The sequence below is a fragment of the Pseudomonas sp. B21-032 genome (assembly GCF_024748965.1).
Lineage (GTDB): Bacteria > Pseudomonadota > Gammaproteobacteria > Pseudomonadales > Pseudomonadaceae > Aquipseudomonas.
On sequence record NZ_CP087180.1, the window covers coordinates 240,201 to 261,915 of the forward strand.

Annotated in this window: 17 protein-coding genes; 12 read left to right on the forward strand and 5 right to left on the reverse strand. The window is 64.4% G+C overall.

The genetic code is table 11. The features are described from left to right. Positions 1–86 precede the first annotated feature (86 nt). Positions 87–530, reverse strand: coding sequence for a Cd(II)/Pb(II)-responsive transcriptional regulator (gene cadR / locus LOY54_RS01060; protein WP_045201835.1), 444 nt, complete (start codon positions 528–530; stop codon positions 87–89). Positions 531–612: 82 nt separating this feature from the next. Between cadR and LOY54_RS01065 the strand changes: the two genes are divergently transcribed. The 7 genes from LOY54_RS01065 (at position 613) to LOY54_RS01095 (ending at position 9,489) form a co-directional block, all read left to right on the forward strand. Further along, positions 613–2,874, forward strand: a complete 2,262-nt coding sequence (locus tag LOY54_RS01065; RefSeq protein WP_258608850.1) for a heavy metal translocating P-type ATPase — start codon at positions 613–615, stop codon at positions 2,872–2,874. A 7-nt stretch (positions 2,875–2,881) separates the two neighbouring features. Then, entirely contained in the window at positions 2,882–3,751 is an 870-nt protein-coding gene (locus tag LOY54_RS01070) for a LysR family transcriptional regulator (protein WP_093377326.1), read from the forward strand. A 122-nt stretch (positions 3,752–3,873) separates the two neighbouring features. Continuing rightward, a complete protein-coding gene (locus tag LOY54_RS01075) occupies positions 3,874–4,938 on the forward strand; it encodes a putative 2-aminoethylphosphonate ABC transporter ATP-binding protein (protein ID WP_258608852.1) in 1,065 nt (354 codons plus the stop codon). Between the two features lies 1 nt (position 4,939). Continuing rightward, positions 4,940–6,664 carry a putative 2-aminoethylphosphonate ABC transporter permease subunit gene (locus tag LOY54_RS01080; RefSeq protein ID WP_258608854.1) on the forward strand — a complete coding sequence of 575 codons (1,725 nt, stop codon included), beginning with the start codon at positions 4,940–4,942 and terminating at the stop codon, positions 6,662–6,664. A gap of 39 nt (positions 6,665–6,703) precedes the next feature. Continuing rightward, a complete protein-coding gene (locus tag LOY54_RS01085; RefSeq protein WP_258608856.1) occupies positions 6,704–7,729 on the forward strand; it encodes a putative 2-aminoethylphosphonate ABC transporter substrate-binding protein in 1,026 nt (341 codons plus the stop codon). Positions 7,730–7,804: 75 nt separating this feature from the next. Beyond that, positions 7,805–8,932 (forward strand): TIGR03364 family FAD-dependent oxidoreductase, encoded by a 1,128-nt coding sequence (locus LOY54_RS01090; protein WP_258608858.1) that lies wholly within the window; start codon positions 7,805–7,807, stop codon positions 8,930–8,932. Between the two features lie 2 nt (positions 8,933–8,934). After that, entirely contained in the window at positions 8,935–9,489 is a 555-nt protein-coding gene (locus LOY54_RS01095) for a phosphonate degradation HD-domain oxygenase (protein WP_258608859.1), read from the forward strand. Here the strand turns inward: LOY54_RS01095 and LOY54_RS01100 are convergent. Both LOY54_RS01100 and LOY54_RS01105 read right to left on the reverse strand, forming a co-directional pair. Continuing rightward, positions 9,472–10,836, reverse strand: coding sequence for a GTPase/DUF3482 domain-containing protein (locus LOY54_RS01100; RefSeq protein ID WP_258608861.1), 1,365 nt, complete (start codon positions 10,834–10,836; stop codon positions 9,472–9,474). The genes LOY54_RS01095 and LOY54_RS01100 overlap by 18 nt on opposite strands. Continuing rightward, the gene (locus tag LOY54_RS01105) at positions 10,829–12,220 is read right to left on the reverse strand and encodes a DUF2868 domain-containing protein (protein ID WP_258608862.1); all 1,392 of its coding nucleotides are present in this window, start codon (positions 12,218–12,220) and stop codon (positions 10,829–10,831) included. The genes LOY54_RS01100 and LOY54_RS01105 overlap by 8 nt, the downstream gene beginning before the upstream one ends. A gap of 63 nt (positions 12,221–12,283) precedes the next feature. Between LOY54_RS01105 and LOY54_RS01110 the strand changes: the two genes are divergently transcribed. Further along, positions 12,284–12,802 (forward strand): dihydrofolate reductase, encoded by a 519-nt coding sequence (locus LOY54_RS01110; protein ID WP_093377294.1) that lies wholly within the window; start codon positions 12,284–12,286, stop codon positions 12,800–12,802. 40 nt (positions 12,803–12,842) lie between these two features. Here LOY54_RS01110 and LOY54_RS01115 read toward each other — a convergent pair whose 3' ends face one another. Beyond that, entirely contained in the window at positions 12,843–14,234 is a 1,392-nt protein-coding gene (locus LOY54_RS01115) for an L-cystine transporter (RefSeq protein ID WP_258608864.1), read from the reverse strand. Positions 14,235–14,474: 240 nt separating this feature from the next. Here LOY54_RS01115 and LOY54_RS01120 point away from each other — a divergent pair, with 240 nt between their 5' ends. The 4 genes from LOY54_RS01120 to LOY54_RS01135 all read left to right on the forward strand — a co-directional run bounded on the left by LOY54_RS01120 (position 14,475) and on the right by LOY54_RS01135 (position 19,654). Beyond that, positions 14,475–15,530 (forward strand): phosphorylcholine phosphatase, encoded by a 1,056-nt coding sequence (locus LOY54_RS01120; protein ID WP_093377290.1) that lies wholly within the window; start codon positions 14,475–14,477, stop codon positions 15,528–15,530. An 80-nt stretch (positions 15,531–15,610) separates the two neighbouring features. After that, positions 15,611–16,144, forward strand: a complete 534-nt coding sequence (locus LOY54_RS01125; protein ID WP_093377285.1) for an RNA polymerase sigma factor — start codon at positions 15,611–15,613, stop codon at positions 16,142–16,144. Between the two features lie 29 nt (positions 16,145–16,173). After that, a complete protein-coding gene (locus LOY54_RS01130; RefSeq protein ID WP_258608866.1) occupies positions 16,174–17,118 on the forward strand; it encodes a FecR family protein in 945 nt (314 codons plus the stop codon). A gap of 130 nt (positions 17,119–17,248) precedes the next feature. Next, a complete protein-coding gene (locus LOY54_RS01135) occupies positions 17,249–19,654 on the forward strand; it encodes a TonB-dependent receptor (protein ID WP_195885447.1) in 2,406 nt (801 codons plus the stop codon). A 71-nt stretch (positions 19,655–19,725) separates the two neighbouring features. On the opposite strand, the gene ilvD is transcribed toward LOY54_RS01135, so the two are convergent. Then, a complete protein-coding gene (gene ilvD / locus LOY54_RS01140) occupies positions 19,726–21,567 on the reverse strand; it encodes a dihydroxy-acid dehydratase (protein ID WP_093377274.1) in 1,842 nt (613 codons plus the stop codon). Between the last annotated feature and the right edge of the window lie 148 nt (positions 21,568–21,715).

Below are 21,715 nucleotides of genomic sequence, written 5' to 3' on the forward strand. Positions count from 1 at the left end.
GGCTTGACCCGCGATGCGGTCTGTCAGTCACATCGCATCGCGGGGCAAGTCGGGTCGCCGCACCGCCGCTCCTACAGGTACCTTAATCAGTGCCCGTGGCTTCTGCCCACATGTGAATGCTCCGCCTCTGGCGCCGTTACTGCGCCATTGACCTCAAGATGCTGCAGGATCGAGCACTGGACCTCCTTGGGATGGCAGTGCTGACGCAGTTCCAGCAGTTGCGCCTGCAGTGCCTGCAGCCCATCGATGCGCGCCTTGACGTGCTGGATGTGCTCATCGATCAATGCATTGACGCTTTCGCACTGGTCATCCGGGCTGTCGCGCAGGTGCAGCAGGCTGCGGATTTCTTCCAGGGTCATGTCGAGGGTGCGGCAGTTGCGGATGAAGGTCAGGCGCTCGACGTGGGCCTGGGTGTACATCCGGTAGTTGCCTTCGCTGCGCGCCGGCTCCGGCAGCAGGTTTTCCCGCTCGTAGTAACGGATGGTTTCCACCGCGCAATCGGTGGCCTTGGCCAGTTCTCCGATCTTCATCTGCAAATACCTCGACAAGTGGCTTGACCCTATAGTGGCTACAGGGTGTTCACTTGGCAACAGGACATTTAAGGATGAACCCATGAATCAGCCTGTCAGCCACACCCCCGGTAAAGCTCCTCACGATCATGACCACAGCCATGATCACGCCAGGCATGAACATGCCGAGCACGCCCACAGCTGCTGTTCCCACGACGCCGCACCGGCGCTGGTGCAACTGAGCGAGGCGAGCAGCGCCGGTGCGCGCCTGAGCCGCTTTCGCATCGAGGCCATGGATTGCCCGACCGAACAGACCCTGATCCAGAACAAACTGGGCAAGCTGGCCGGGGTCGAGCAGCTGGAATTCAACCTGATCAACCGCATCCTCGGCGTGCGCCACACCCATGCCGACACTGTCGCCATCGAGCAGGCGGTCGCCTCGCTGGGTATGCAGGCCGACCCGTTGAGCGAGGCCAGCGAAGAAGCTGGCGCTGCGCCTGCGCCGGCGAAAAAACACTGGTGGCCGCTGGCGTTGGCCGGTGTTGCGGCGCTGGGCGCCGAAGCAATCCACTTTGCCGAGCTGGCGCCGTCCTGGGTGGTGGCCCTGGTCGCCCTGGTGTCGATCCTCAGTTGCGGTCTGGGCACCTACAAAAAGGGCTGGATCGCCCTGAAGAACGGCAACCTCAATATCAACGCACTGATGAGCATCGCCGTGACCGGCGCGGTGCTGATCGGCCAGTGGCCGGAAGCGGCCATGGTCATGTTCCTCTTCACCGTCGCCGAGCTTATCGAAGCGCGCTCGCTGGACCGCGCGCGCAACGCCATCGGCGGGCTGATGCAGTTGAGCCCGGACCTTGCCACCGTGCAGCAAGCCGATGGCCAGTGGCGTGAGCTGGACGTCAAGCAGGTCGCCCTCGGTGATCGGGTGCGCGTGCGTCCCGGCGAACGTATCGGTCTGGACGGCGAGGTGGTCAGCGGCCAGTCGAGTGTCGACCAGGCACCGATCACCGGCGAGAGCCTGCCAGTAGAGAAGGGCCCCGGTGACAAGGTGTTCGCCGGCACCATCAACCAGGCCGGGGCGTTGGAGTACCGGGTGACGGCGGCGGCCGGGCAATCGACCCTGGCGCGGATCATCAAGGCCGTGGAAGAAGCCCAGGGCGCGCGGGCGCCGACCCAGCGCTTCGTCGACCAGTTCTCGCGCATCTACACCCCGGCGGTGTTTGCCTTCGCCCTGGCGGTGGCGGTGATTCCGCCGCTGTTCATGGCTGGCGCCTGGTTCGACTGGATCTACCGCGCGCTGGTGTTGCTGGTGGTGGCCTGCCCCTGTGCCTTGGTGATTTCCACCCCGGTGACCATCGTCAGCGGCCTGGCCGCGGCGGCGCGCAAAGGCATCCTGGTCAAGGGCGGGGTGTACCTGGAGGGCGGGCGCAAACTCGACTTCCTGGCCCTGGACAAGACCGGCACCATCACCCACGGCAAGCCGGTGCAAACCGACCATGAAGTGCTCGAACCGTTGTTCGAAGGCCGCGCCCAGGCGCTGGCGGCAAGCCTTGCCGATCGTTCCGACCACCCGGTATCGCGCGCCATTGCCGTGTTTGCCAATGAGCAGCGGTTGCCCCTGAGTGAAGTAACGGCCTTTGAAGCGCTGGCAGGTCGCGGTGTGCGTGGCGAGATCGACGGTGAGCTGTATCACCTCGGTAACCATCGCCTGGTCGAGGAGCTGGGCCTGTGCTCGGCACAGCTCGAAGCCCGGCTCGATACCCTGGAGCGGCAGGGCAAGACCGTTGTACTGCTGCTCGACAAGTCCGGCCCGCTGGCGCTGTTCGCCGTCGCCGACACGGTCAAGGACAGCAGCCGCGAGGCAATTGCCGAGCTGCATGAGCTGGGTATCAAGACTGTCATGCTGACCGGCGACAATCCGCACACGGCCCAGGCGATTGCCGCCCAGGTCGGGATCGACCAGGCCCATGGCAACCTGCTGCCGGCCGACAAGCTCAAGACCATCGAGGACCTGTACGCCCAGGGCCATCGGGTCGGCATGGTCGGCGACGGTATCAACGATGCGCCGGCACTGGCCCGCGCCGAGATCGGCTTTGCCATGGCCGCGGCCGGTACCGACACCGCCATCGAGACCGCCGACGTGGCATTGATGGATGATGACTTGCGCAAAATCCCGGCCTTCGTCAGGCTCTCGCGCCAGAGTGCGGCGATCCTGACTCAGAACATTGTTCTGGCGCTGGGGATCAAGGCGATCTTCCTGGCAGTCACCTTCGCCGGCATGGCAACCATGTGGATGGCGGTGTTTGCCGACATGGGCGTGAGTTTGCTGGTGGTCTTCAACGGCCTGCGCCTGCTGCGTAAATAGAGGATCTATGTTGAGTTCCGAGTTGAAAGCCTTCTACATGGTTGCCCGCCTGGGCAGCATTACCCTGGCGGCGAAGAAACTCGGGCTCAGCCAACCGACGGTAACCACGCAGATCCGCAACCTCGAAAGCCAGTACGCGGTGGAGCTGTTCTACCGTGGCGGTCGCCGCCTGACCCTCAGTGACGACGGCACGCGGCTGCTGCCGATGGTCAAGGCGCTGCTGCAGCAGGAAGCCGATATCGAGTTCTTCCTGCGCAACAGTGGCCAGGGTCAGGGCAGTTTGCGTATCGCTGCCACGGCGCCGTACTACATCCTCGACCTGGTGAAGATCTTCCGCGAGCGCTTGCCGCAGGTGGAGGTGTCGGTGGAGATCGGCAACTCCCAGCAGGTGCTGGAATTGCTTGAGGACTACCGGGTCGATCTGGCCGCCTCATCGCAACTGGTCGAGGATGCACGGCTGGTGCGGCGGGTGCTCGGTACCGATCCGCTGGTGGTGGCGGTGCATCGCAACCATGTGCTGGCCAGCCGCGAATCGCTGCCGCTGTCGGCGCTGGCCGGGCATTGCCTGCTGGTACGTGAGCAGGGCTCGACCACGCGCAAGCTGACCGAGCAGATGCTTGAAGCGGCGGGGGTGAAGGTCGGCTCGCTGCTGGAGATCGGCAGCCGCGAATCGATTCGCGAGGCGGTGCTGCGCAATATCGGCATCAGCATCATTGCCCGCCATGAAGTGCCGCATAACCCCGAGCTGCGGGTGCTGAGCCTGGAGGGCGCGCCGCTGATGCATGAGTATCTGTATTGTTTGAAGGAGCGGCGCCAGGCGCGGTTGCCGGCGGCGTTTCTGGGGTTGGCTCAGGAAGTGGCGGCGGTAGAGGTGTAGGAGCGGGATTTGCATCACACCAAAATCTGCCTATACCACTATCGGCAACTTTTGCCTCTGCGCCACAGAACCTTCGCATTGCCCGCCTAGCATGGCCCTCATTCGTTCGATGAGGTCCTGCCATGAACACTCCGGTCGCAAACCCTGGCGCACAGATGAAAGTGCGCGGTATCCACAAGCGCTTCGGCGCCTTTACCGCCCTGCACGATGTTTCCCTCGACGTCGCCGCCGGTGAGCTGGTGTGCCTGCTGGGCCCCTCCGGCTGTGGCAAGACCACCCTGCTGCGCTGCATCGCCGGCCTCGAGCGCCAGGATCGCGGCACCCTGTACATCGGCGACCGTGATATCTCCGAGCTACCGCCCCAGGCCCGCGACTACGGCATTCTGTTCCAGTCCTATGCGCTGTTCCCCAACCTGACCGTCGAAGCCAACATCGCTTATGGCCTGGCCGGCAGCGGTCGTGACGAAGTGCGTCAGCGGGTGGCGCAGATGCTTGAGCTGGTGGGCCTGAGCGGCAGCGAGAAGAAGTACCCCGGCCAGCTTTCCGGCGGCCAGCAACAGCGCGTGGCCCTGGCCCGCGCCCTGGCCCCGGCACCGTCGTTGCTGCTGCTCGACGAGCCGATGTCGGCCCTCGATGCCCGGGTGCGCGAACACCTGTGCAGCGAATTGCGCCAGCTGCAACGCCAGCTCGGCATCACCACCCTGATGGTCACCCACAACCAGGACGAAGCCATGTTGATGGCCGACCGTATCGCGGTGATGAACAACGGCCAGGTCGAGCAGTACGCCACCCCGCAGGAAATCTACGACAAGCCGGCCACGCCGTTCGTTGCCGAGTTCGTTGGCCAGGGTAACTGGCTGCCGTTCCAGCGCCACAGCGACAGCCATGCCCGGGTCGGTGCGCTGAACATGCGCCTGGCCGATGGCGCCAGCCAGGCCCGCAGCGGTCGGCTGTTCTGCCGCCCGGAAGCGATCAGCGTCAACCCGCCGGTGCATGAAGAGAACCTGTTCCCGGCGCGGGTGCGCGAGATCACCTTCCTCGGCAATCGCTGCCGCATGAGTTTCGAATTCAATGAATTGCCAGGCCATGCCCTGCTTGCCGAAGTCGCCCCCGAGTCGATGCCGCGCCTGGGCTCGCAGGACATCTGGGTCGCCTTGCCGCCGCGCAGCCTGCAGGTGTTTGCCTGAGATGGCCGCGCCAATCGCCATGCCGATCGCGCACGCGAAGGCAAGCCAGCGCGCTGGCGTTTCGCTGGGTGATCGACTGTTCGTGGTCGGCGGCAAGTGGTTGCTGCTGCTCTTGCTCACCGTCGCGGTATTGATGCCGCTGCTGGCGATCTTCTGGCGCGGTTTCAGCAGCGATGCCGGCCAGGGCGGCGGCCTGGTCGCAGCTCGCGAACTGTTTGCCAGCGCCAACTTTCACTGGTTGCTGGGCAACAGCCTGAAAGTCTCGCTCAGCGTTGCAGCCATTGTGGTGCCGCTGGCCTACCTGTTCGCCTACGCTCTGCAGCGTACACTGATTCCGGCCAAGGGCCTGTGGCGCGGCATTTCGCTGCTGCCATTGCTGGCGCCGTCGATGCTCCCGGCCATTGCCCTGGTCTATCTGTTCGGCAACCAGGGGCTGCTGCGCGGGCTGCTCAGCGACAATATCTACGGCTTCTGGGGCATTGTCCTCGGCGAGGCGATCTACACCTTCCCGCATGCGCTGATGATCCTGCTGTCGGCGCTGTCGCTGGCCGATGCGCGCTTGTTCGACGCCGCCTCGAGCATGGGCGCCGGGCCTTGGCGGGCGTTTCACAGCATCACCTGGCCAGCCACCCGGCAGGCGGTGTTCGCCGCCTTCTGCCTGGTGTTCACCCTGACCATCACCGACTTCGGTGTGCCGGTGGTAGTCGGTGGCGACTACCAGGTGCTGGCGCTGGAAGCCTACAAGGCCGTGGTCGGCCAGCAGCAGTTCGGCCGTGGCGCCTTGATCGGTATGGTCCTGCTGGTGCCGGCGCTGCTCAGCTTTGCCGTCGATGCCTGGCTGCGCCGCCGTCAGGGCGATTCGATGAGCGGCCGGGCGCAGGTGTTCCAGCCACAGCCGTCGCGGCGTCGCGATGCCTGCTTCATGGCCGTGGTCATCCTGATTTGCGCGGTGCTGTTGCTGGTGGTGGGCATGGCGGTGTACTCATCGCTGGTCAAGTTCTGGCCTTACAACCTGTCGCTGTCGCTCAAGCACTACCAGTTCGACGAAACCGCCGGTGGCGGCTGGCTGGCCTACCGCAACAGCCTGACCATGGCCCTGGGCACGGCGCTGATCGGTAGCGCGGTGATTTTCACCGGCGCCTACCTGATGGAAAAAACCAAGGGCCAGCGCAGCTTGAACCTGCTGCTGCGCCTGCTCAGCTTCGTGCCGATGGCGGTGCCGGGCCTGGTGCTGGGCCTTGGCTACGTGTTCTTCTTCAACCTCAGCAGCAACCCGCTGCATGTGTTCTACGGCAGCATGGCGCTGCTGGTGGTGTGCACCATTGCTCACTACCTGACCACCGCCAACATGACCGCGACCACTGCACTGCGCCAGCTCGATGGCGAGTTCGAGGCTGCCGCGCTGTCGCTCAAGGCACCGCTGTACCGGCACTTCATGCGGGTCACCGTGCCGATCTGCCTGCCGGCATTGCTCGACATCATTCGCTACCTGTTCGTCTCGGCGATGACCACGGTGTCGGCGGCGATCTTCCTCTACAGCCCCGACACCATCCTTGCCGCGGTCGCCGTGCTGAACATGGATGATGCCGGCAACGTCGGCGGCGCCGCAGCGATGTCGACCCTGATCCTGATTACCAGCGCGACCGTTTCGCTGCTCCTGGCCTGGGCCTCGCGCGGCCTGTTGCAACGCTCCCAAGCCTGGCGCCAGCGCGCGCCGGGTCACTGATTGCCTCTCCCAACCTGTACTGTTCAAAGGAACCGCATCATGTTCAAGCCACTTGCTCTTGCCGCTGCCGTCCTCACTGCATTCAGCGTGCAGGCCTTTGCCGCCGGAACCCAGCTGACGGTGTACACCGCGCTCGAAGCCGAACAGCTCAAGAGTTACAAGCAGGCCTTCGAAAAGGCCAACCCGGACATCGAAATCAAGTGGGTGCGTGATTCCACCGGCATCATCACTGCCAAGCTGCTGGCCGAAAAAGACCGCCCGCAAGCCGATGCCGTGTGGGGCCTGGCGGCATCGAGCCTGGCAATCCTCGACCAGCAGGGCATGCTGCAAAGCTATGCACCGAAAGACCTGGACAAGATCGGCGCCAACTACCGCGATGCCGCCAATCCGCCGGCCTGGGTGGGCATGGACGTCTGGGCCGCGACCATCTGCTTCAACACCGTCGAGGCCGAGAAGCAGGGCCTGAGCAAGCCGCTGAGCTGGCAGGACCTGACCAAGCCTGAGTACAAGGGCAAGATCGTCATGCCTAACCCGGCGTCTTCCGGCACCGGTTTCCTCGATGTCAGCGCCTGGTTGCAGACCTTCGGCGAGAAGCAGGGCTGGGCGTACATGGACGGGCTGCACCAGAACATCGGCCAGTATGTTCACTCTGGCTCCAAGCCGTGCAAGCTGGCTGCTGCTGGCGAATTCCCGATCGGCATCTCGTTCGAATACCCGGCCGTGCAGCTCAAGCGCCAGGGTGCGCCGCTGGACATCGTCCTGCCAAAGGAAGGCCTGGGCTGGGAGATCGAAGCCACCGCGGTGATCAAGGGCAGCCAGCATGAAGACGCGGCCAAGCGCCTGGCCGATTTCTCGGCGAGCCCGGCGGCCATGGAGCTGTACAAGGAAAACTTCGCCGTCCTGGCCCAGCCGGGCATCGCCAAGCCGCAGACCGAACTGCCGGCCGACTACGAACAGCGCCTGATCAAGAACGACTTCGCCTGGGCTTCGAAGAACCGCGACAACATCCTCGCCGAATGGCGCAAGCGCTATGACGGCAAGTCGGAGAAGGTCGCGCAGCAGTAACCGCATCGCGGGGCAAGCCCGCTCCTACTGTAGGAGCGTGCTTGCCCCGCGATAGCATTCTTCAAGGAACCTCAGATGACCGATCTACTCATCGTCGGCGCCGGCATCCTCGGCCTGTCCCATGCCTACGCCGCTGCCCGGCGCGGGCTCAAGGTGCGGGTCTTCGAACGCAGCGCCACTCCCCTGGGCGCCTCGGTGCGCAACTTCGGCCAGGCCCTGGTAACCGGCCAGCCACCCGGCCAGATGCTCGAACTGGCCAAGGCCAGCAGTGGCATCTGGAAGCACTGGGCGCAGCAGGCCGGCTTCGAGCTCAAGGCCAAAGGCTCGCTGCTGTTTGCCCGCACCGCGCTGGAGCTGGAACTGCTCGAAGCCTTCTGTGCCGAGCGCGCGCCACAACATGATTACCAGGTGGAACTGCTCAGCGGCGCCGCCTTGAACGACCTGTACGGCGGCCAGTTTCGCCACCATCGCGCCGCCTTGCGTGGCTTGCAAGACCAGCAGTTGTATTCCCGCGAAGCGCTGCCGAGCCTGATCCGCTTCCTGCAGCAGGAACTGGATGTAGCGTTTCACTTTTCAACCTTGGTACGTGCTATCGAACCTGGTCGCGTATCGACCACGGCGGGGGACTTCAGCGCCAGACAGATCGTGGTCTGCTCCGGCCACGACTACCAGACCCTGCTCGCCGAACCCATCGCCGCCCTGCAACCGCAGGTTTGCCGTCTGCAGATGCTGCGCGCCCGGCCGCGCTTCAAGCTCGACCTGCAGCACGCCTTGCTGACTGGCCTGAGCTGTGTGCACTACGGCGCCTTCGCCGACCTGCCGCAGGCTCAGGCGCTGAAAGCGCAACTGCTGGCCAACAGCCCGCACCTGCTGGAGCATGGCATCCACTTGCTGATCAGCCCAACGCCCCATGGCGAGCTGATCATTGGCGACTCCCATGCCTATGGCAGCGATGCTTCACCGTTCAACGCCGAGCAGGTCGACAATTGGATGATCGAGCTGGCCGAGCAGACCCTGGGCGGGCGCATCGAGGTGGTCGAACGCTGGCAGGGCGTCTATGGTTCTGGCGGGCCGGGGCCGTTTTCCTTGCTGCAGGTGGCGCCGGGTATCAGTGCTGCGCTGATGCACAGCGGCGTCGGCATGAGCGTCGGCCCGGCCCTGGCCGAGCAACATATCGCCCGTTTGCTGGAGGAGAGTGACTGATCATGGTTAGTGCCGAACAGATTGTCAGCGAGGTCTTCGCCTTGTATCAGCAGCATGGCAATGAGGACTACATCGGCGAGCCGGTTTCGCAGCTCGAGCATATGTCCCAGGCGGCGCAGCTGGCGTTGGCCGAGGGCTATGACGACGAGGTGGTACTGGCGGCGTTCTTCCATGACATCGGCCATATCTGTGGCAGCGCCGAAGGCGACATGGGCGGCTATGGCGCGGTCAGCCATGAGCGTGTTGGCGCCAACTACCTGCGCCGCTGCGGCTTCAGCGAGCGTTTGGCCAGGCTGGTGGAGTACCACGTCGAGGCCAAGCGCTACCTGACCTTGCGCCAGGCGGGTTATTACCAGCGCCTGAGTGAGGCCAGCCGGCGCACCCTGGAGTACCAGGGCGGGGTGATGAGCGAGGCCGAGGCCGATGCCTTCGAGCAAGACCCACTGTGTGCGGTGAGCCTGCGCATGCGCCAGTGGGACGAGCTGGCCAAGGAGATGGATGTGCCGGTGATTGACTTGCAACTGCTCAAGGGCAAGGCGCTAAAGCTCCTGCACTAGCGCATCAATCTGCTCCTGGCGCTCGGCCTGATTCACTTTCGCCCCGGGATTGAGCGACGACCACTGCGGATGCGCCCGGGCCTTGCCCAGCGCGTCCGGCAGCTTGCCTTCGCGCCAGGTCTGCTCTTGTGGCGCCGCCAGTTTGATTCGCTCCAGCGCCGCATGGCCACGGGCATCCAGGGCGTGAATCAGCTGATGCTGACGCAACGCCAGCAGGCGCAACACACTGTCGTCCACCGTCAACTCGCGCTGGCCCTTGAGCTTGCCGAGCAGGCGCGAGCCATAGCTGCGAGCGGTCTGTAGCGCGCCGCCGGCAATTGCCCCGGCCAGCGCCGCGGCACCGAGGGTCAGGCCGCCGACCAGCAAATCGACCCCGGCTCCGGCCGCCGCACCGGCTGCCACACCACTGCCCAGGCGTACACCGAGCAGCTTGAGGGTTTCCGGGTTGAACAGGTCATCGCCCCAGCGCCCGTCGAGCAAAGGCAGGGCGCTGCTGGCGGCGTCTTCCTTGCGAAACGCATAGAGCTTGAGCAGCGCTTCGACGCAGCGTTGCTCGCGCTGGCGCACATCGCGGCGCAGGGCTTCGATGGCCACGGCTTCGGCGCCAGGCTCGGCGACCACGCTGCGCCGGCAAGCGGCGCAGTCGAGCAGCAGGTCGGCGACCAGGCGCTTGGCGCTTTCACGCCGGGCCTGGCGCTGGGCCTGCTGATCGTCGATCAGGCGTTGCAGCGCTGGTCGTGAGTGCTCCAGCATCAACGCCAGGCTTTCGTACAGGCGGCGCTCGCCGTCTTCTGGCGGGGCGACGCTGTCGAAGCGCACCAGCGCATGCAGCCCCAGGCGCGCCAGGGCTTCGCGCCAGTCAGCTTCGCGATGGTCGCTACTGGCGACGAAGTTGAGCACCGGTAGCAACGGCCTGCCGCAGCCGGCCAGCACTTGCAGTTCGTCGCGGTACTTGGCCAGCACCGGCTCGCGGGCATCGATCACATACAGGCCGGCATCGCTGGCCAGCAGCTGGCGCAGCACCTTGGCCTCCTGCTCGAAACGCTGGCGCGCCTCGCTACCCTGCAGAAAGCGCTCCAGCCGTGTCGGGCCATCGAGGCGTTCGCCCGGCCGTTCCAGGCGCTCAAGGTAGTCGAGCAGGGCGATGGCGTCTTCCAGCCCCGGGGTGTCGTAGAGCTCCAGTAACGGCTCGCCGTCCACCGACAGGCGTGCGCCCTCGACATGACGGGTGGTGCTCGGCCGATGCGACACCTCGCCGAAGCCGACATCGCGGGTCAGGGTGCGCAGCAGCGAGGTCTTGCCAACGTTGGTGTGGCCGACCACGGCCAGTTTCAGCGGCTTAGTCATGGCCATGCTCCAGCCAGTTCAGCGGGGCGCTGTCGGCGTAGCTCAAACCCAGCTGTTCCAGGGCCTGATGCCAGTCACCCAGGCGTTCAGCGTCCAGTGCCTGACCGGGCATTGCCTGCAGCAGCCAGATGCGCGTGGCCCCGGCATTGCGCGCAAGCTCGGCGAGTAGCGCCAGGCTGCCACGGTCGGGCGAGCGGCGCGGGTCGCAGGCAATCGCCAGGCGCGCTGGCGGAAAACGGCTGAGCTGTTCCAGCAGTTTGTTGCGCGACTCGCGGCTATCGAGGATACCGGCGTTGCTCACCGTTGCCGGCAGGGTAGGTGGCCACGGGCGTTTGTCGTCCAGCTCCAGGCCGACCAGCAGGGCGCCTTCGCTGTGTTCTTCACCAACGCCACGCACGATCTGCGGCAAGGCATCAGGCGCGGCGTCGTTGACGCCCAGGCGTTCGCTGCTGGGCATCAGCACATCGCGCAGCTGGCTGTAGCCGGGCAGCTTGAGGTCCAGTTGCAGGCGTGCCCGGCCACTGCGCCAGCGCCACAGGCACAGGGCGGCAAGCAGCAGGCGCGGAACGATGCCGTATACCAGCAGCACGCCGAGCAGCCAGCCGGCCCAGGCCTGGCGGGCCAGCTCAAGTGCCGGTTGCGTGTCGCCGCTGGCGCGGATCATGGCCACGTCCGGCACGCTGAAGCCGAGTAATGCGGGCAGGGCGCCAAGGGCCTGGGTCAGGGCGACGAAGGTGTTGGCGCCGAGAATGGTAGTTTCCCAGACGAAGCCGTAACGTCGGGTGGCCAGCAGCATCAGCAGCATCAACAGCGCAGTGCTCAAGGCCAGCAGCCACAGGCTGTGCACCAACAGGCCGAGCAGCCAGCGATTGAGTTTTTGTCGCTGCAGCATCACCAGCAGGGCGGGGGCCAGGTGTGCGGCCTGGGCATCGCGGGCGAATTTTTCGCTCATCCACAGCCACAGGCGACCAAGGCTGGCGCCCTGTTCACCGGCCAGAAAAAAGCCCAGCAGCCAGCCCAGCAACAGCAGCAGGTTCAACCCGAGCAGGCTGCCCAGGGCCCAGAACACGTTGACCGGGCGCAGGCTGTCGCCGAGGGCGGCCAGGGCCAGGCCGGCGCCGCTGAGCACAGCCAGTACCACCAGGGCTGCCAGCGCCAGGCGAGCGCCTTGTTTCCAGTGTTGCAGGGCGCTGCGCATGCCGTCGCGTTCGGCCAGCCACAGGGCGCGGCTTTCGATGCGCGCCGGCAGGTCGCCGCCTGCCTGGCGGGCGCGGCGGTTGGCTTCCTGGTCTTCCAAGGGGCCTGCATGTTCTTCGCGCAGGCGCACGGCTTCGGTGAGCCAGCGTTTGTCCAGGTCAGTCAGTGCAGTCACACGGTCTTCCATTGATCAAGTCAGCCCAAAGCATAACTCAGGCATCGAAGATCGGGCTTTGCTATCCTCGCCGGCATGAAAACATCACTCCCCCTCAGCCTGATCGCGGCCCTCGCCGAGAACCGCGTGATCGGCATCGACAACAGCATGCCCTGGCACTTGCCGGGGGATTTCAAGTATTTCAAGGCCACCACCCTGGGCAAGCCGATCATCATGGGGCGCAAGACCTGGGATTCGCTGGGTCGCCCACTGCCGGGGCGCTTGAACCTGGTGGTCAGCCGCCAGCCGGGCTTGCAGCTCGAAGGTGCCGAAGTGTTCGCCTCGCTGGAGGCTGCCATTGAGCGTGCCGAGCAGTGGGCACTGGCGCAGGGCGTCGACGAGCTGATGCTGATCGGCGGCGCGCAGCTGTATACCCAGGCCATCGAGCGCGGCCTGGCGGATCGCCTGTACCTGACCCGGGTTGAGCTCAGCCCGCAAGGGGATGCGTGGTTTCCTGAGTTTGATGCGGCGCAGTGGAAGCTGGCGTCGACTCAGGCCAATCCGGCTGAGGGTGACAAGCCGGCGTATCACTTCGAGGTCTGGGAAAAGGCCTGAAATGCATCGCGGGGCAAGTTGTGGCCCCGCGATGAGGTCGTCAGGAGTGCGTCAGCTGCGCATGTTCCTGCGCATCCAGCACCGACTTGTCGGTCTGTTTGAGCATCTGGCTGGTAATCGCCCCGGCCGTCATTGAGCCGTTGACGTTCAGCGCCGTGCGGCCCATGTCGATCAGCGGCTCGACCGAGATCAGCAAGGCCACCAGCTCCACCGGCAAGCCCATGGCCGGCAATACGATCAGCGCCGCGAACGTCGCACCGCCGCCGACACCGGCAACACCTGCCGAGCTCAGGGTGACGATCGCCACCAGGGTGGCAATCCACAGCGGGTCAAACGGATCGATGCCCACCGCTGGCGCCACCATCACCGCCAACATTGCCGGGTACAGGCCGGCACAGCCGTTCTGGCCAATGGTTGCGCCAAATGACGCGGCAAAGCTTGCGATCGACTGCGGAATACCCAGGCGCAGGGTTTGCGCCTCGATGCTCAGCGGGATGCTGGCGGCGCTGGAGCGGCTGGTGAAGGCGAAGGTCAGTACCGGCCAGACCTTGCGCAAGAAGCGCAGCGGGTTGACGCCGCTCATCGCCAGCAGCACGCCGTGTACCACGAACATCAGGCCCAGGCCGATGTACGAGACCACCACGAAGCTGCCGAGCTTGAGGATGTCGTCGAGGTTCGAGCTGGCCACTACCTTGGTCATCAACGCCAGCACGCCGTAGGGGGTGAGCTTCATCACCAGGCGCACCAGGCGCATCACCCAGGCTTGCAGGGTATCGATGGCGGCCAGGGCGCGGTTGCCCTTCTCGGCGTCATCCTTGAGCAACTGCAGGGCGGCCATGCCGAGGAACACGGCAAAGATCACCACGCTGATGATCGAGGTCGGCTTGGCCCGGGCCAGGTCGCCTACCGGGTTGCTGGGGATGAACGAGAGCAGCAATTGCGGGATGTTCAGGTCGGTGACCTTGCCCACGTAGTCGCTCTGGATCGCCGCCATGCGCGCGGTTTCGGCGGTACCGGCCACCAGGCCTTCGGCGGTCAGGCCAAACAGGTTGGTCAGCACGATACCGATCAGCGCGGCGATGGCCGTGGTGAACAGCAGCGTGCCGATGGTCAGGAAGCTGATCTTGCCCAGCGACGAAGCATTGTGCAGGCGCGCCACGGCACTGAGGATCGAGGCGAAGATCAGCGGCATGACGATCATCTGCAGCAACTGCACGTAGCCGTTGCCGACCAGGTCGAGCCAACTGATGGTGGCCTTGAGGACCGGGTTGCCGGCACCGTAAATGGCATGCAGGGCAGCGCCAAACAGCACGCCGAGGACCAGGCCGACCAGCACTTTCTTGGCCAGGCTCCAGTTGCCATGACGGGTTTGCGCCAGGCCTAGCAGCAAGGCCAGGAACGCCAGCAGATTGAGAGACAACGGCAGATTCATTGAAGCTCCAGGAAAAAAGGCGGGGCATCGCCTCTGTGTGCGATTGCGAACAGAAATGCTAACAGCATGAAAACCAACGAATTTATATCGAAATGGAATTTCGATAGTCGTTTTTGGAATAACGCCAGGTCGCAAACAGAATGCTCGCGGCCGCTCAGGGGCGTGTCGGTGTCGCTGTCGGGTCGGTGCGCATTGCAGGCTTTGCTAGCGTGGGCGGGCCACTTTTCTGGAGAAAAGCACATGACGTCTGCTCCGAAAATCCTCGCCGCCGGCCTCGCCCTGTTGCTTACCGGGCACAGCTGGGCCACCGAGCTCAAGCACTGGCCGGCCGAGGCTGCCAAGCAACTGGACAGCATGATCGCGGCCAATGCCAACAAGGGCAACTATGCGGTCTTCGACATGGACAACACCAGCTACCGCTTCGACCTCGAAGAATCGCTGCTGCCGTTCATGGAGAACAAGGGCCTGCTCAGCCGCGACAAACTCGACCCGTCGCTCAAGCTCATCCCCTTCAAAGACACCGCCGAGCACAAGGAGAGCCTGTTCAGCTACTACTATCGGCTCTGCGAAATCGACGACATGGTCTGCTACCCCTGGGTCGCACAGGTGTTTTCCGGTTTCACCCTCAAGGAGCTCAAGGGCTATGTCGACGAGCTGATGGCCTCGGGCAAGCCGGTGCCGAGCACCTATTACGAGGGTGATCAGGTCAAGCCCATTGAGGTGCAACCGCCGAAAGTGTTCGCCGGCCAGGCCGAGCTGTTCAACAAGCTGATGGAGAACGGCATTGAAGTCTACGTGATCAGCGCCGCCTCCGAAGAGCTGGTGCGCATGGTCGCTGCCGACCCCAAGTACGGCTACAACGTCAAACCGCAGAACGTGATCGGCGTCAGTTTGCTGCTCAAGGACCGCAACAGCGGCGCCCTGACCACCGCGCGCAAGCAGATCAGCGCCGGCAGCTATGACCCGCAGGCCAACATGGGCCTTGAGCTGACCCCGTATCTGTGGACCCCGGCCACCTGGATGGCCGGCAAGCAGGCGGCCATCCTCACCTATATCGACGAATGGAAGAAGCCGGTGCTGGTCGGTGGCGATACTCCGACCAGTGACGGCTACATGCAGTTTCATAGCGTCGACGTGGCCAAGGGCGGCATCCACCTGTGGATAAACCGTAAGGCCAAGTACATGGACCAGCTCAACGGCATGATCGCCAAGCATGCCGCGGCGCAGGCCAAGGAAGGCTTGCCGGTGACGGCGGACAAGAACTGGGTGATCGTTACACCGGAGCAGATTCAGTAAGCAAAATAGATATCAATTGCGAATTCATCTCATCTTCTGCTAGCGTGCGCGCACCTTGAGGTCCATCGCCAGGAAGTACCGTGTCTTCGTGGAATACGCAGATTGCCCGCCTGTTTGCCGAGCACAAGAAAGCGCTGGAAGCCTTTGTTGCGCGCCGCACGGGCAATTCGCAGGTGGCAGCCGACCTGACCCAGGAGTCTTTCCTGCGCCTGGCACGGCTGCCTGCCGACAAGAAGATCGACAACCTGCCGGCCTTTCTTTTCACCATTGCCAGCAACCTGATCCGTGACCACCAGCGCCAGGCCATCCGCCGCGAGCGCCTGGACGGCGGTGAGCCCAGCGACGAGCTGGCCTGCGAAACGCCCGGGGCCGACGAGCAACTCTCGGCGCTGCAGGAACAAGCGCTGATGCACGAGGCCATTCAGGCCCTGCCCGAGGCGACCCGGCATATCTTCCTGCTTTATCATGTCGACGAATGTTCCTACCGGGAAATTGGCGAGCGGCTGCAGATTTCCCCGCGTAGTGTCGAATACCAATTGCGCCGTGCGCTGATCGACTGCCGGGCCTTTATCAAGGCGCGCTTGCTCAGTGGCACGCCGGGGCCGCGTCCATGAACCGGCCATTTGCAGTGACGGATACCCCGATGACCGACCCTCACGCCACGGATGCCGACGACCTGTTCGCCGAAGCCAGTGGCTGGTACTACCGCCTGCAGGCCGACGACGTCACGCCCGCAGAGCGTGAGGCCTTCAGCGCCTGGCTGGGCCAGGGCCCGGAACAGGCCCAGGCCTGGGACGAGGTGCTTGGCCTGCTCGGGGCCCTGCGTGAGCCGGCACGGCAACTGCGTCAGGCCCAGCGCGCGCGTTGGCGCCAACCGCGGCTGCAGCTCTGGGCGAGTGCCGCGGCGGTATTGCTGATGGTCGCTTTACTGGTGAATAGCCCCTGGCCGGACCGCTGGCGTGCCGACTACGCCACCGCCACTGGCGAGTCGCTCAGCATTGCCTTGGCGGACGGTTCGCAACTGCAGCTCAACACCGACACGGCCGTGCAGGTCGAACTGGCAGGTGGCGAGCGGCGGGTGCGGCTGCTGCGTGGCGAGGCGTGGTTCGAGGTCAGCCATGATCCGGCGCGGCCATTCGTGATTCGCTCCGGCGATGGCTGGGTGAAGGTGGTGGGCACGCGTTTCAGCGTCGCCCGGGAAGGTGACCAGACCCGAGTGCGGGTTGCCCAGGGCAAGGTCCAGGTCGGTGCCGACAGCCATCAGTCGGTGCTGCTGGAGCCTGGTCGCGCCGTCGAGTATCGCGGCACACAACTGGGTTCAGCACATGCTTTCGATGTGGCCGCCGAGTTCGCCTGGCGCCAACGCCAGCTGGTATTCCGCGAGCAGCCGCTGGTCGAAGTGGTCGAAGCCCTCAACCGCTACTGGCCGGGGCAGACCCTGGTGCTGGGCGAGGGCCTGCGCCAGCGCAAGGTCTCGGGGGTGTTCGAGATCGACAAGCCCGAGGCGGTGCTCAAGGCCCTGACCCACACCCTGGGCCTGCGCGCCGAGCATTACACCCCGTATCTGCGGGTGTTGCGTGAGGGCTGAAAAATTTCTTACGAAAGTTTCAGGGTTTCCCCAGTAGCTGACGTCCTTGATCTCGTAGGCGCAAATAATAAGCACTCTCAGACAGTGCGGCGCTATTCAACGACTTCGACGATTCTGGGGAGCTTCACTGATGGAACATACCACCGCCACCCGGCGCCTGCCCGGCGTGCCCACCCTGCTGAGCCTGGCCATTGCCCTGGGCTGCGGCACACTGGCAACGCCGATACTGGCCGCGCCTGCCGCGCAAGCGCAGGAGTATCGCTTCGAGATTCCGGCGCAATCGCTGGATGCAGCGCTGGCGGCTTTCAGTGCGGTTACCCGGGTGCAGGTGCTGGTCGGCGCCGAGGTCACTCAGGGCTTGCGCTCCCCGGGCATCAGCGGCAGTTATCCACAGGACCAGGCACTGGCCCGCCTGCTGGCTGGCACTGGCCTGAGCGCCAGCTACATCGATCGCGACAGCGTGACCCTGGAAAAACGCCAGGGTGAAGAGGCGGCGCTGCAGTTGGGCGCGACCATGGTCGGCGGCAAGGTGCTTGGGGCTACTACCGAAGGCAGCCAGTCCTACACCACCGGTGCGTTGACCATCGGCAAGGGCGAACAGAAGCTCAAGGACATTCCGCAGTCGGTGTCGGTGGTCACCCGCCAGCGCCTGGACGACCAGAACATGAACAGCCTGCAGGACGCCATGCGTCAGGTGACCGGGGCGACGATCAAAAGCTACAACTCCGGCTCCAGCCTCAATGACGTGTACATGCGCGGCTTCCTGGTCGATCAGGTGCAGGTCGATGGTGTTTCGCAAATGACTGGCCAGGGCGACCTGATGACCAGCTTCGACCTGGCGATGTTCGACCGCGTCGAAGTGCTGCGCGGGCCTTCCGGCCTGTACCAGGGCGCCGGAGAGCCTGGCGGCACCATCAACCTGGTGCGCAAGCGCGCCCTCGGCCAGTTCGCCCTGAGCGGCGAGCTGTCGGCAGGCTCCTACGATCATTACCACTCGACCGTCGACATCACCGGCCCGCTCAACAGCGACGGCAGCCTGCGCGGGCGCTTTGTCACCGCCTATGAAGACAACAAGTCCTTCGTCGATTACGCCCAGAACGAGCGGCCAATGGTTTATGGCCGGCTGGAATACGACGTGACCCCGGACACCACCCTGTCGCTGGGTGGCGCCTATCAGAAAAACCACTCCACCCCGGCGTTCGGCCTGCCGGCGTACGCCAATGGCAAGCTGCTGGACGTCAAGCGCTCGACCTTTGTCGATGCCAAATGGAACGAACTGGACGAGCACGTCTGGGAAAGCTTCTTCGAAGTCGATCATGCCCTGGACAACGGCGGGCAGTTCAAGACCTCGCTGACTTACCGCGACGCCGAGACCCCGACCCGCAACTTCACCTGGAGCGACGGTGCGGTCGACCCGGCCACCGGCGCCAGCTCGGCCGTGGCCTATTCCTACTACACCCACATCAAGACCCTGGGCCTGGACAGCTTCGTGACCTTGCCGGTGGAAGCCTTTGGCCGTACCCACGAGCTGACGGTGGGCGCCGAATACCAGCACCTGGACAAGGACTTCACCTACGGCGGCGGTGAATACTTCGACACCAATGTGTTCGACCCGGGCAGCATCAATATCCCTAAGCAGAAGTACCAAATGGACAACGGCAACTGGTCGAAATCGCACCAGTACGGCCTCTACGCCCGCACCAAGATCAGCGCCACCGACTGGCTGGACGTGATCCTCGGCAGCCGGGTGACCTGGTTCGAAAGCGAAGCGCACAACGCCAACGCCTTCTTCAACAACTTCAACAGCACCGAGTCGAGCATCAACCGCAAGGTCATCCCCTATGGCGCGCTGGTGGCCAAACTGACCCCGGAACTGTCGGCCTATGCCAGCTACACCAGCGTGTTCAAGCCGCAGACCGATGTGAATGCCGGAGGCGAGACCATCGCCCCGCGCAAAGGCAAGCAGTACGAAATCGGCCTCAAGCGCGAGTTTTATGAGGGGCGCTTGAATGGCAGCGTGGCGCTGTTTCGCATCTACGACGAAAACCGCGCCGAGCTGGTCGCCAACAACCAGTACTACGAGCCGCAAGGCAAGATCCGTAGCCAGGGTTGGGAAACCGAGCTGAGCGGCAACCTCACCGACAACTGGAGCATCAGCACCGGTTATGCCTTCACCATGCTCAAGTCGCTGAGCGGCGAAGACACCAACCAGGGCACCACCATCACCCCCAAGCACAACTTCAACCTGTGGACGCGCTACGAATTCGCCGATGGCCCGTTGAAGGACTTCAGTGTCGGTGGCGGGCTACGGGCGGTGAGCGCCACCTACTACAAGCGTGACGTCGACTTCGTCCAGGGCGGCTACAGCATTGCCACGGCCCAGGTAGGGTACAAAATCAACCAGAACCTGTCGGCAACGCTGACGGCCAACAACCTGTTCGATCGTACCTACTATGAGCGGGTGGACAGTTCGTGGGGGTCGAACTTCTATGGCGAACCGCGCAACCTGACGTTCACTGTACGGGCCAAATACTGAGGTGAGGCCATCGCGGGGCAAGCCCGCTCCCACACCTGTAGGAGCGGGCTTGCCCCGCGATGCTTTTCTGCTTACAGCCCGTCCAGCAGTGCCTTGTTGCGTACCGCGCCCTTGTCGGCGCTGGTCGCCAGCAGGGCGTAGGCCTTGAGCGCCGTGGTCACTTTGCGTGGCCGCGCTTCGACCGGCTTCCAGCCTTTCTTGTCCTGCTCGACACGGCGCGCCGCCAGCTCTTCATCGCTGACCAGCAGGTTGATCGAGCGGTTGGGGATGTCGATCAGCACCTTGTCGCCGTCCTGCACCAGGCCAATGGCGCCACCGGCTGCGGCTTCTGGCGACGCGTGGCCGATCGACAGGCCCGAGGTGCCGCCAGAGAAACGGCCGTCGGTGAGCAGGGCGCAGGCTTTGCCCAGGCCCTTGGACTTGAGGTACGAGGTCGGGTAGAGCATCTCTTGCATGCCCGGGCCGCCTTTCGGGCCTTCGTAGCGGATGATGACGATGTCGCCTGCCTTCACTTCATCGGCAAGGATGCCGCGCACGGCGCTGTCCTGGCTTTCGAAGATCTTGGCGTTGCCTTCGAAGACGTGGATCGACTCGTCGACGCCGGCGGTTTTCACCACGCAGCCGTCCAGGGCGATGTTGCCGTACAGCACGGCCAGGCCGCCTTCTTGCGAGTAGGCGTGCTCGACGCTGCGGATGCAGCCGTTTTCACGGTCGTCGTCCAGGCTCGGCCAGCGGGTCGACTGGCTGAACGCGGTCTGGGTCGGAATACCGGCCGGGCCCGCCTTGAAGAAGTGGTGCACCGCTTCGTCGCTGGTCTGGGTGATGTCCCACTTGGCGATGGCTTCTTCCATGCTCGGGCTGTGCACGGTCGGCAGGTCGGTGTGCAGCAGGCCGCCACGGGCCAGCGAGCCGAGGATGCTGAAGATGCCGCCGGCGCGGTGGACGTCTTCCATGTGGTACTTCTGGATGTTCGGCGCCACTTTGCACAGCTGCGGCACTTTGCGCGACAGGCGATCGATGTCGCGCAGGTCGAAAGCGATCTCGGCTTCCTGGGCGGCGGCCAGCAGGTGCAGGATGGTGTTGGTCGAACCGCCCATGGCGATGTCGAGCATCATGGCGTTCTCGAACGCCTTGAAGTTGGCGATGTTGCGCGGCAGGACGCTCTGGTCGTTGTCGCCGTAGTAGCGCTTGCACAGCTCGACGATGGTGCGCCCGGCCTGCAGGAACAGCTGCTCGCGGTCGCTGTGGGTGGCCAGGGTTGAACCGTTGCCCGGCAGAGCCAAGCCCAGGGCTTCGGTCAGGCAGTTCATCGAGTTGGCGGTGAACATGCCGGAGCACGAACCGCAGGTCGGGCAGGCGCTGCGCTCGTACTCGGCGACTTTTTCATCGCTGGCAGTGGAGTCGGCGGCAATGACCATGGCATCGACCAGATCCAGGCCGTGGCTGGCCAGTTTGGTCTTGCCGGCTTCCATCGGCCCGCCGGAAACGAAGATCACCGGGATGTTCAGGCGCAGGGCGGCCATCAGCATGCCGGGGGTGATCTTGTCGCAGTTGGAGATGCAGACGATGGCGTCGGCGCAGTGGGCGTTGACCATGTACTCGACCGAGTCGGCGATGATCTCGCGGCTTGGCAGCGAATAGAGCATGCCGTCATGGCCCATGGCGATGCCGTCGTCGACCGCGATGGTGTTGAATTCCTTGGCCACGCCACCGGCGCGTTCGATCTCGCGAGCCACCAGCTGGCCGAGGTCCTTCAGGTGCACGTGGCCCGGGACGAACTGGGTGAACGAGTTGGCGATGGCGATGATCGGTTTCTTGAAGTCTTCGTCCTTCATCCCGGTGGCACGCCAGAGGGCGCGGGCGCCGGCCATATTGCGGCCGTGGGTGGACGTTTTCGAGCGGTAATCAGGCATGAAGCACTCCTGGCGGCTAATCAGGTAACAAAAAGGGGAGTGAGCTTCTCTTGTCCTTTGCACCGAAGGCAGGTGGCCGCTGGTACGGATGAAGCCGAGATCGCCGCGGGATCGCCGTGCGCTCGGCCAGAGCTCATAAACCCGCCGG

What these genes read in the sequence shown, in the direction of transcription:
- LOY54_RS01065 (WP_258608850.1), top strand. Translation starts at nt 613, where the DNA reads ATGAATCAGCCTGTCAGCCACACCCCCGGTAAAGCTCCTCACGATCAT.
- LOY54_RS01070 (WP_093377326.1), top strand. Translation starts at nt 2,882, where the DNA reads ATGTTGAGTTCCGAGTTGAAAGCCTTCTACATGGTTGCCCGCCTGGGC.
- LOY54_RS01110 (WP_093377294.1), top strand. Translation starts at nt 12,284, where the DNA reads ATGAAAACATCACTCCCCCTCAGCCTGATCGCGGCCCTCGCCGAGAAC.
- LOY54_RS01075 (WP_258608852.1), top strand. Translation starts at nt 3,874, where the DNA reads ATGAACACTCCGGTCGCAAACCCTGGCGCACAGATGAAAGTGCGCGGT.
- ilvD (WP_093377274.1), bottom strand. Translation starts at nt 21,567, where the DNA reads ATGCCTGATTACCGCTCGAAAACGTCCACCCACGGCCGCAATATGGCC.
- LOY54_RS01080 (WP_258608854.1), top strand. Translation starts at nt 4,940, where the DNA reads ATGGCCGCGCCAATCGCCATGCCGATCGCGCACGCGAAGGCAAGCCAG.
- LOY54_RS01115 (WP_258608864.1), bottom strand. Translation starts at nt 14,234, where the DNA reads ATGAATCTGCCGTTGTCTCTCAATCTGCTGGCGTTCCTGGCCTTGCTG.
- LOY54_RS01105 (WP_258608862.1), bottom strand. Translation starts at nt 12,220, where the DNA reads ATGGAAGACCGTGTGACTGCACTGACTGACCTGGACAAACGCTGGCTC.
- LOY54_RS01095 (WP_258608859.1), top strand. Translation starts at nt 8,935, where the DNA reads ATGGTTAGTGCCGAACAGATTGTCAGCGAGGTCTTCGCCTTGTATCAG.
- cadR (WP_045201835.1), bottom strand. Translation starts at nt 530, where the DNA reads ATGAAGATCGGAGAACTGGCCAAGGCCACCGATTGCGCGGTGGAAACC.
- LOY54_RS01130 (WP_258608866.1), top strand. Translation starts at nt 16,174, where the DNA reads ATGACCGACCCTCACGCCACGGATGCCGACGACCTGTTCGCCGAAGCC.
- LOY54_RS01090 (WP_258608858.1), top strand. Translation starts at nt 7,805, where the DNA reads ATGACCGATCTACTCATCGTCGGCGCCGGCATCCTCGGCCTGTCCCAT.
- LOY54_RS01100 (WP_258608861.1), bottom strand. Translation starts at nt 10,836, where the DNA reads ATGACTAAGCCGCTGAAACTGGCCGTGGTCGGCCACACCAACGTTGGC.
- LOY54_RS01085 (WP_258608856.1), top strand. Translation starts at nt 6,704, where the DNA reads ATGTTCAAGCCACTTGCTCTTGCCGCTGCCGTCCTCACTGCATTCAGC.
- LOY54_RS01120 (WP_093377290.1), top strand. Translation starts at nt 14,475, where the DNA reads ATGACGTCTGCTCCGAAAATCCTCGCCGCCGGCCTCGCCCTGTTGCTT.
- LOY54_RS01135 (WP_195885447.1), top strand. Translation starts at nt 17,249, where the DNA reads ATGGAACATACCACCGCCACCCGGCGCCTGCCCGGCGTGCCCACCCTG.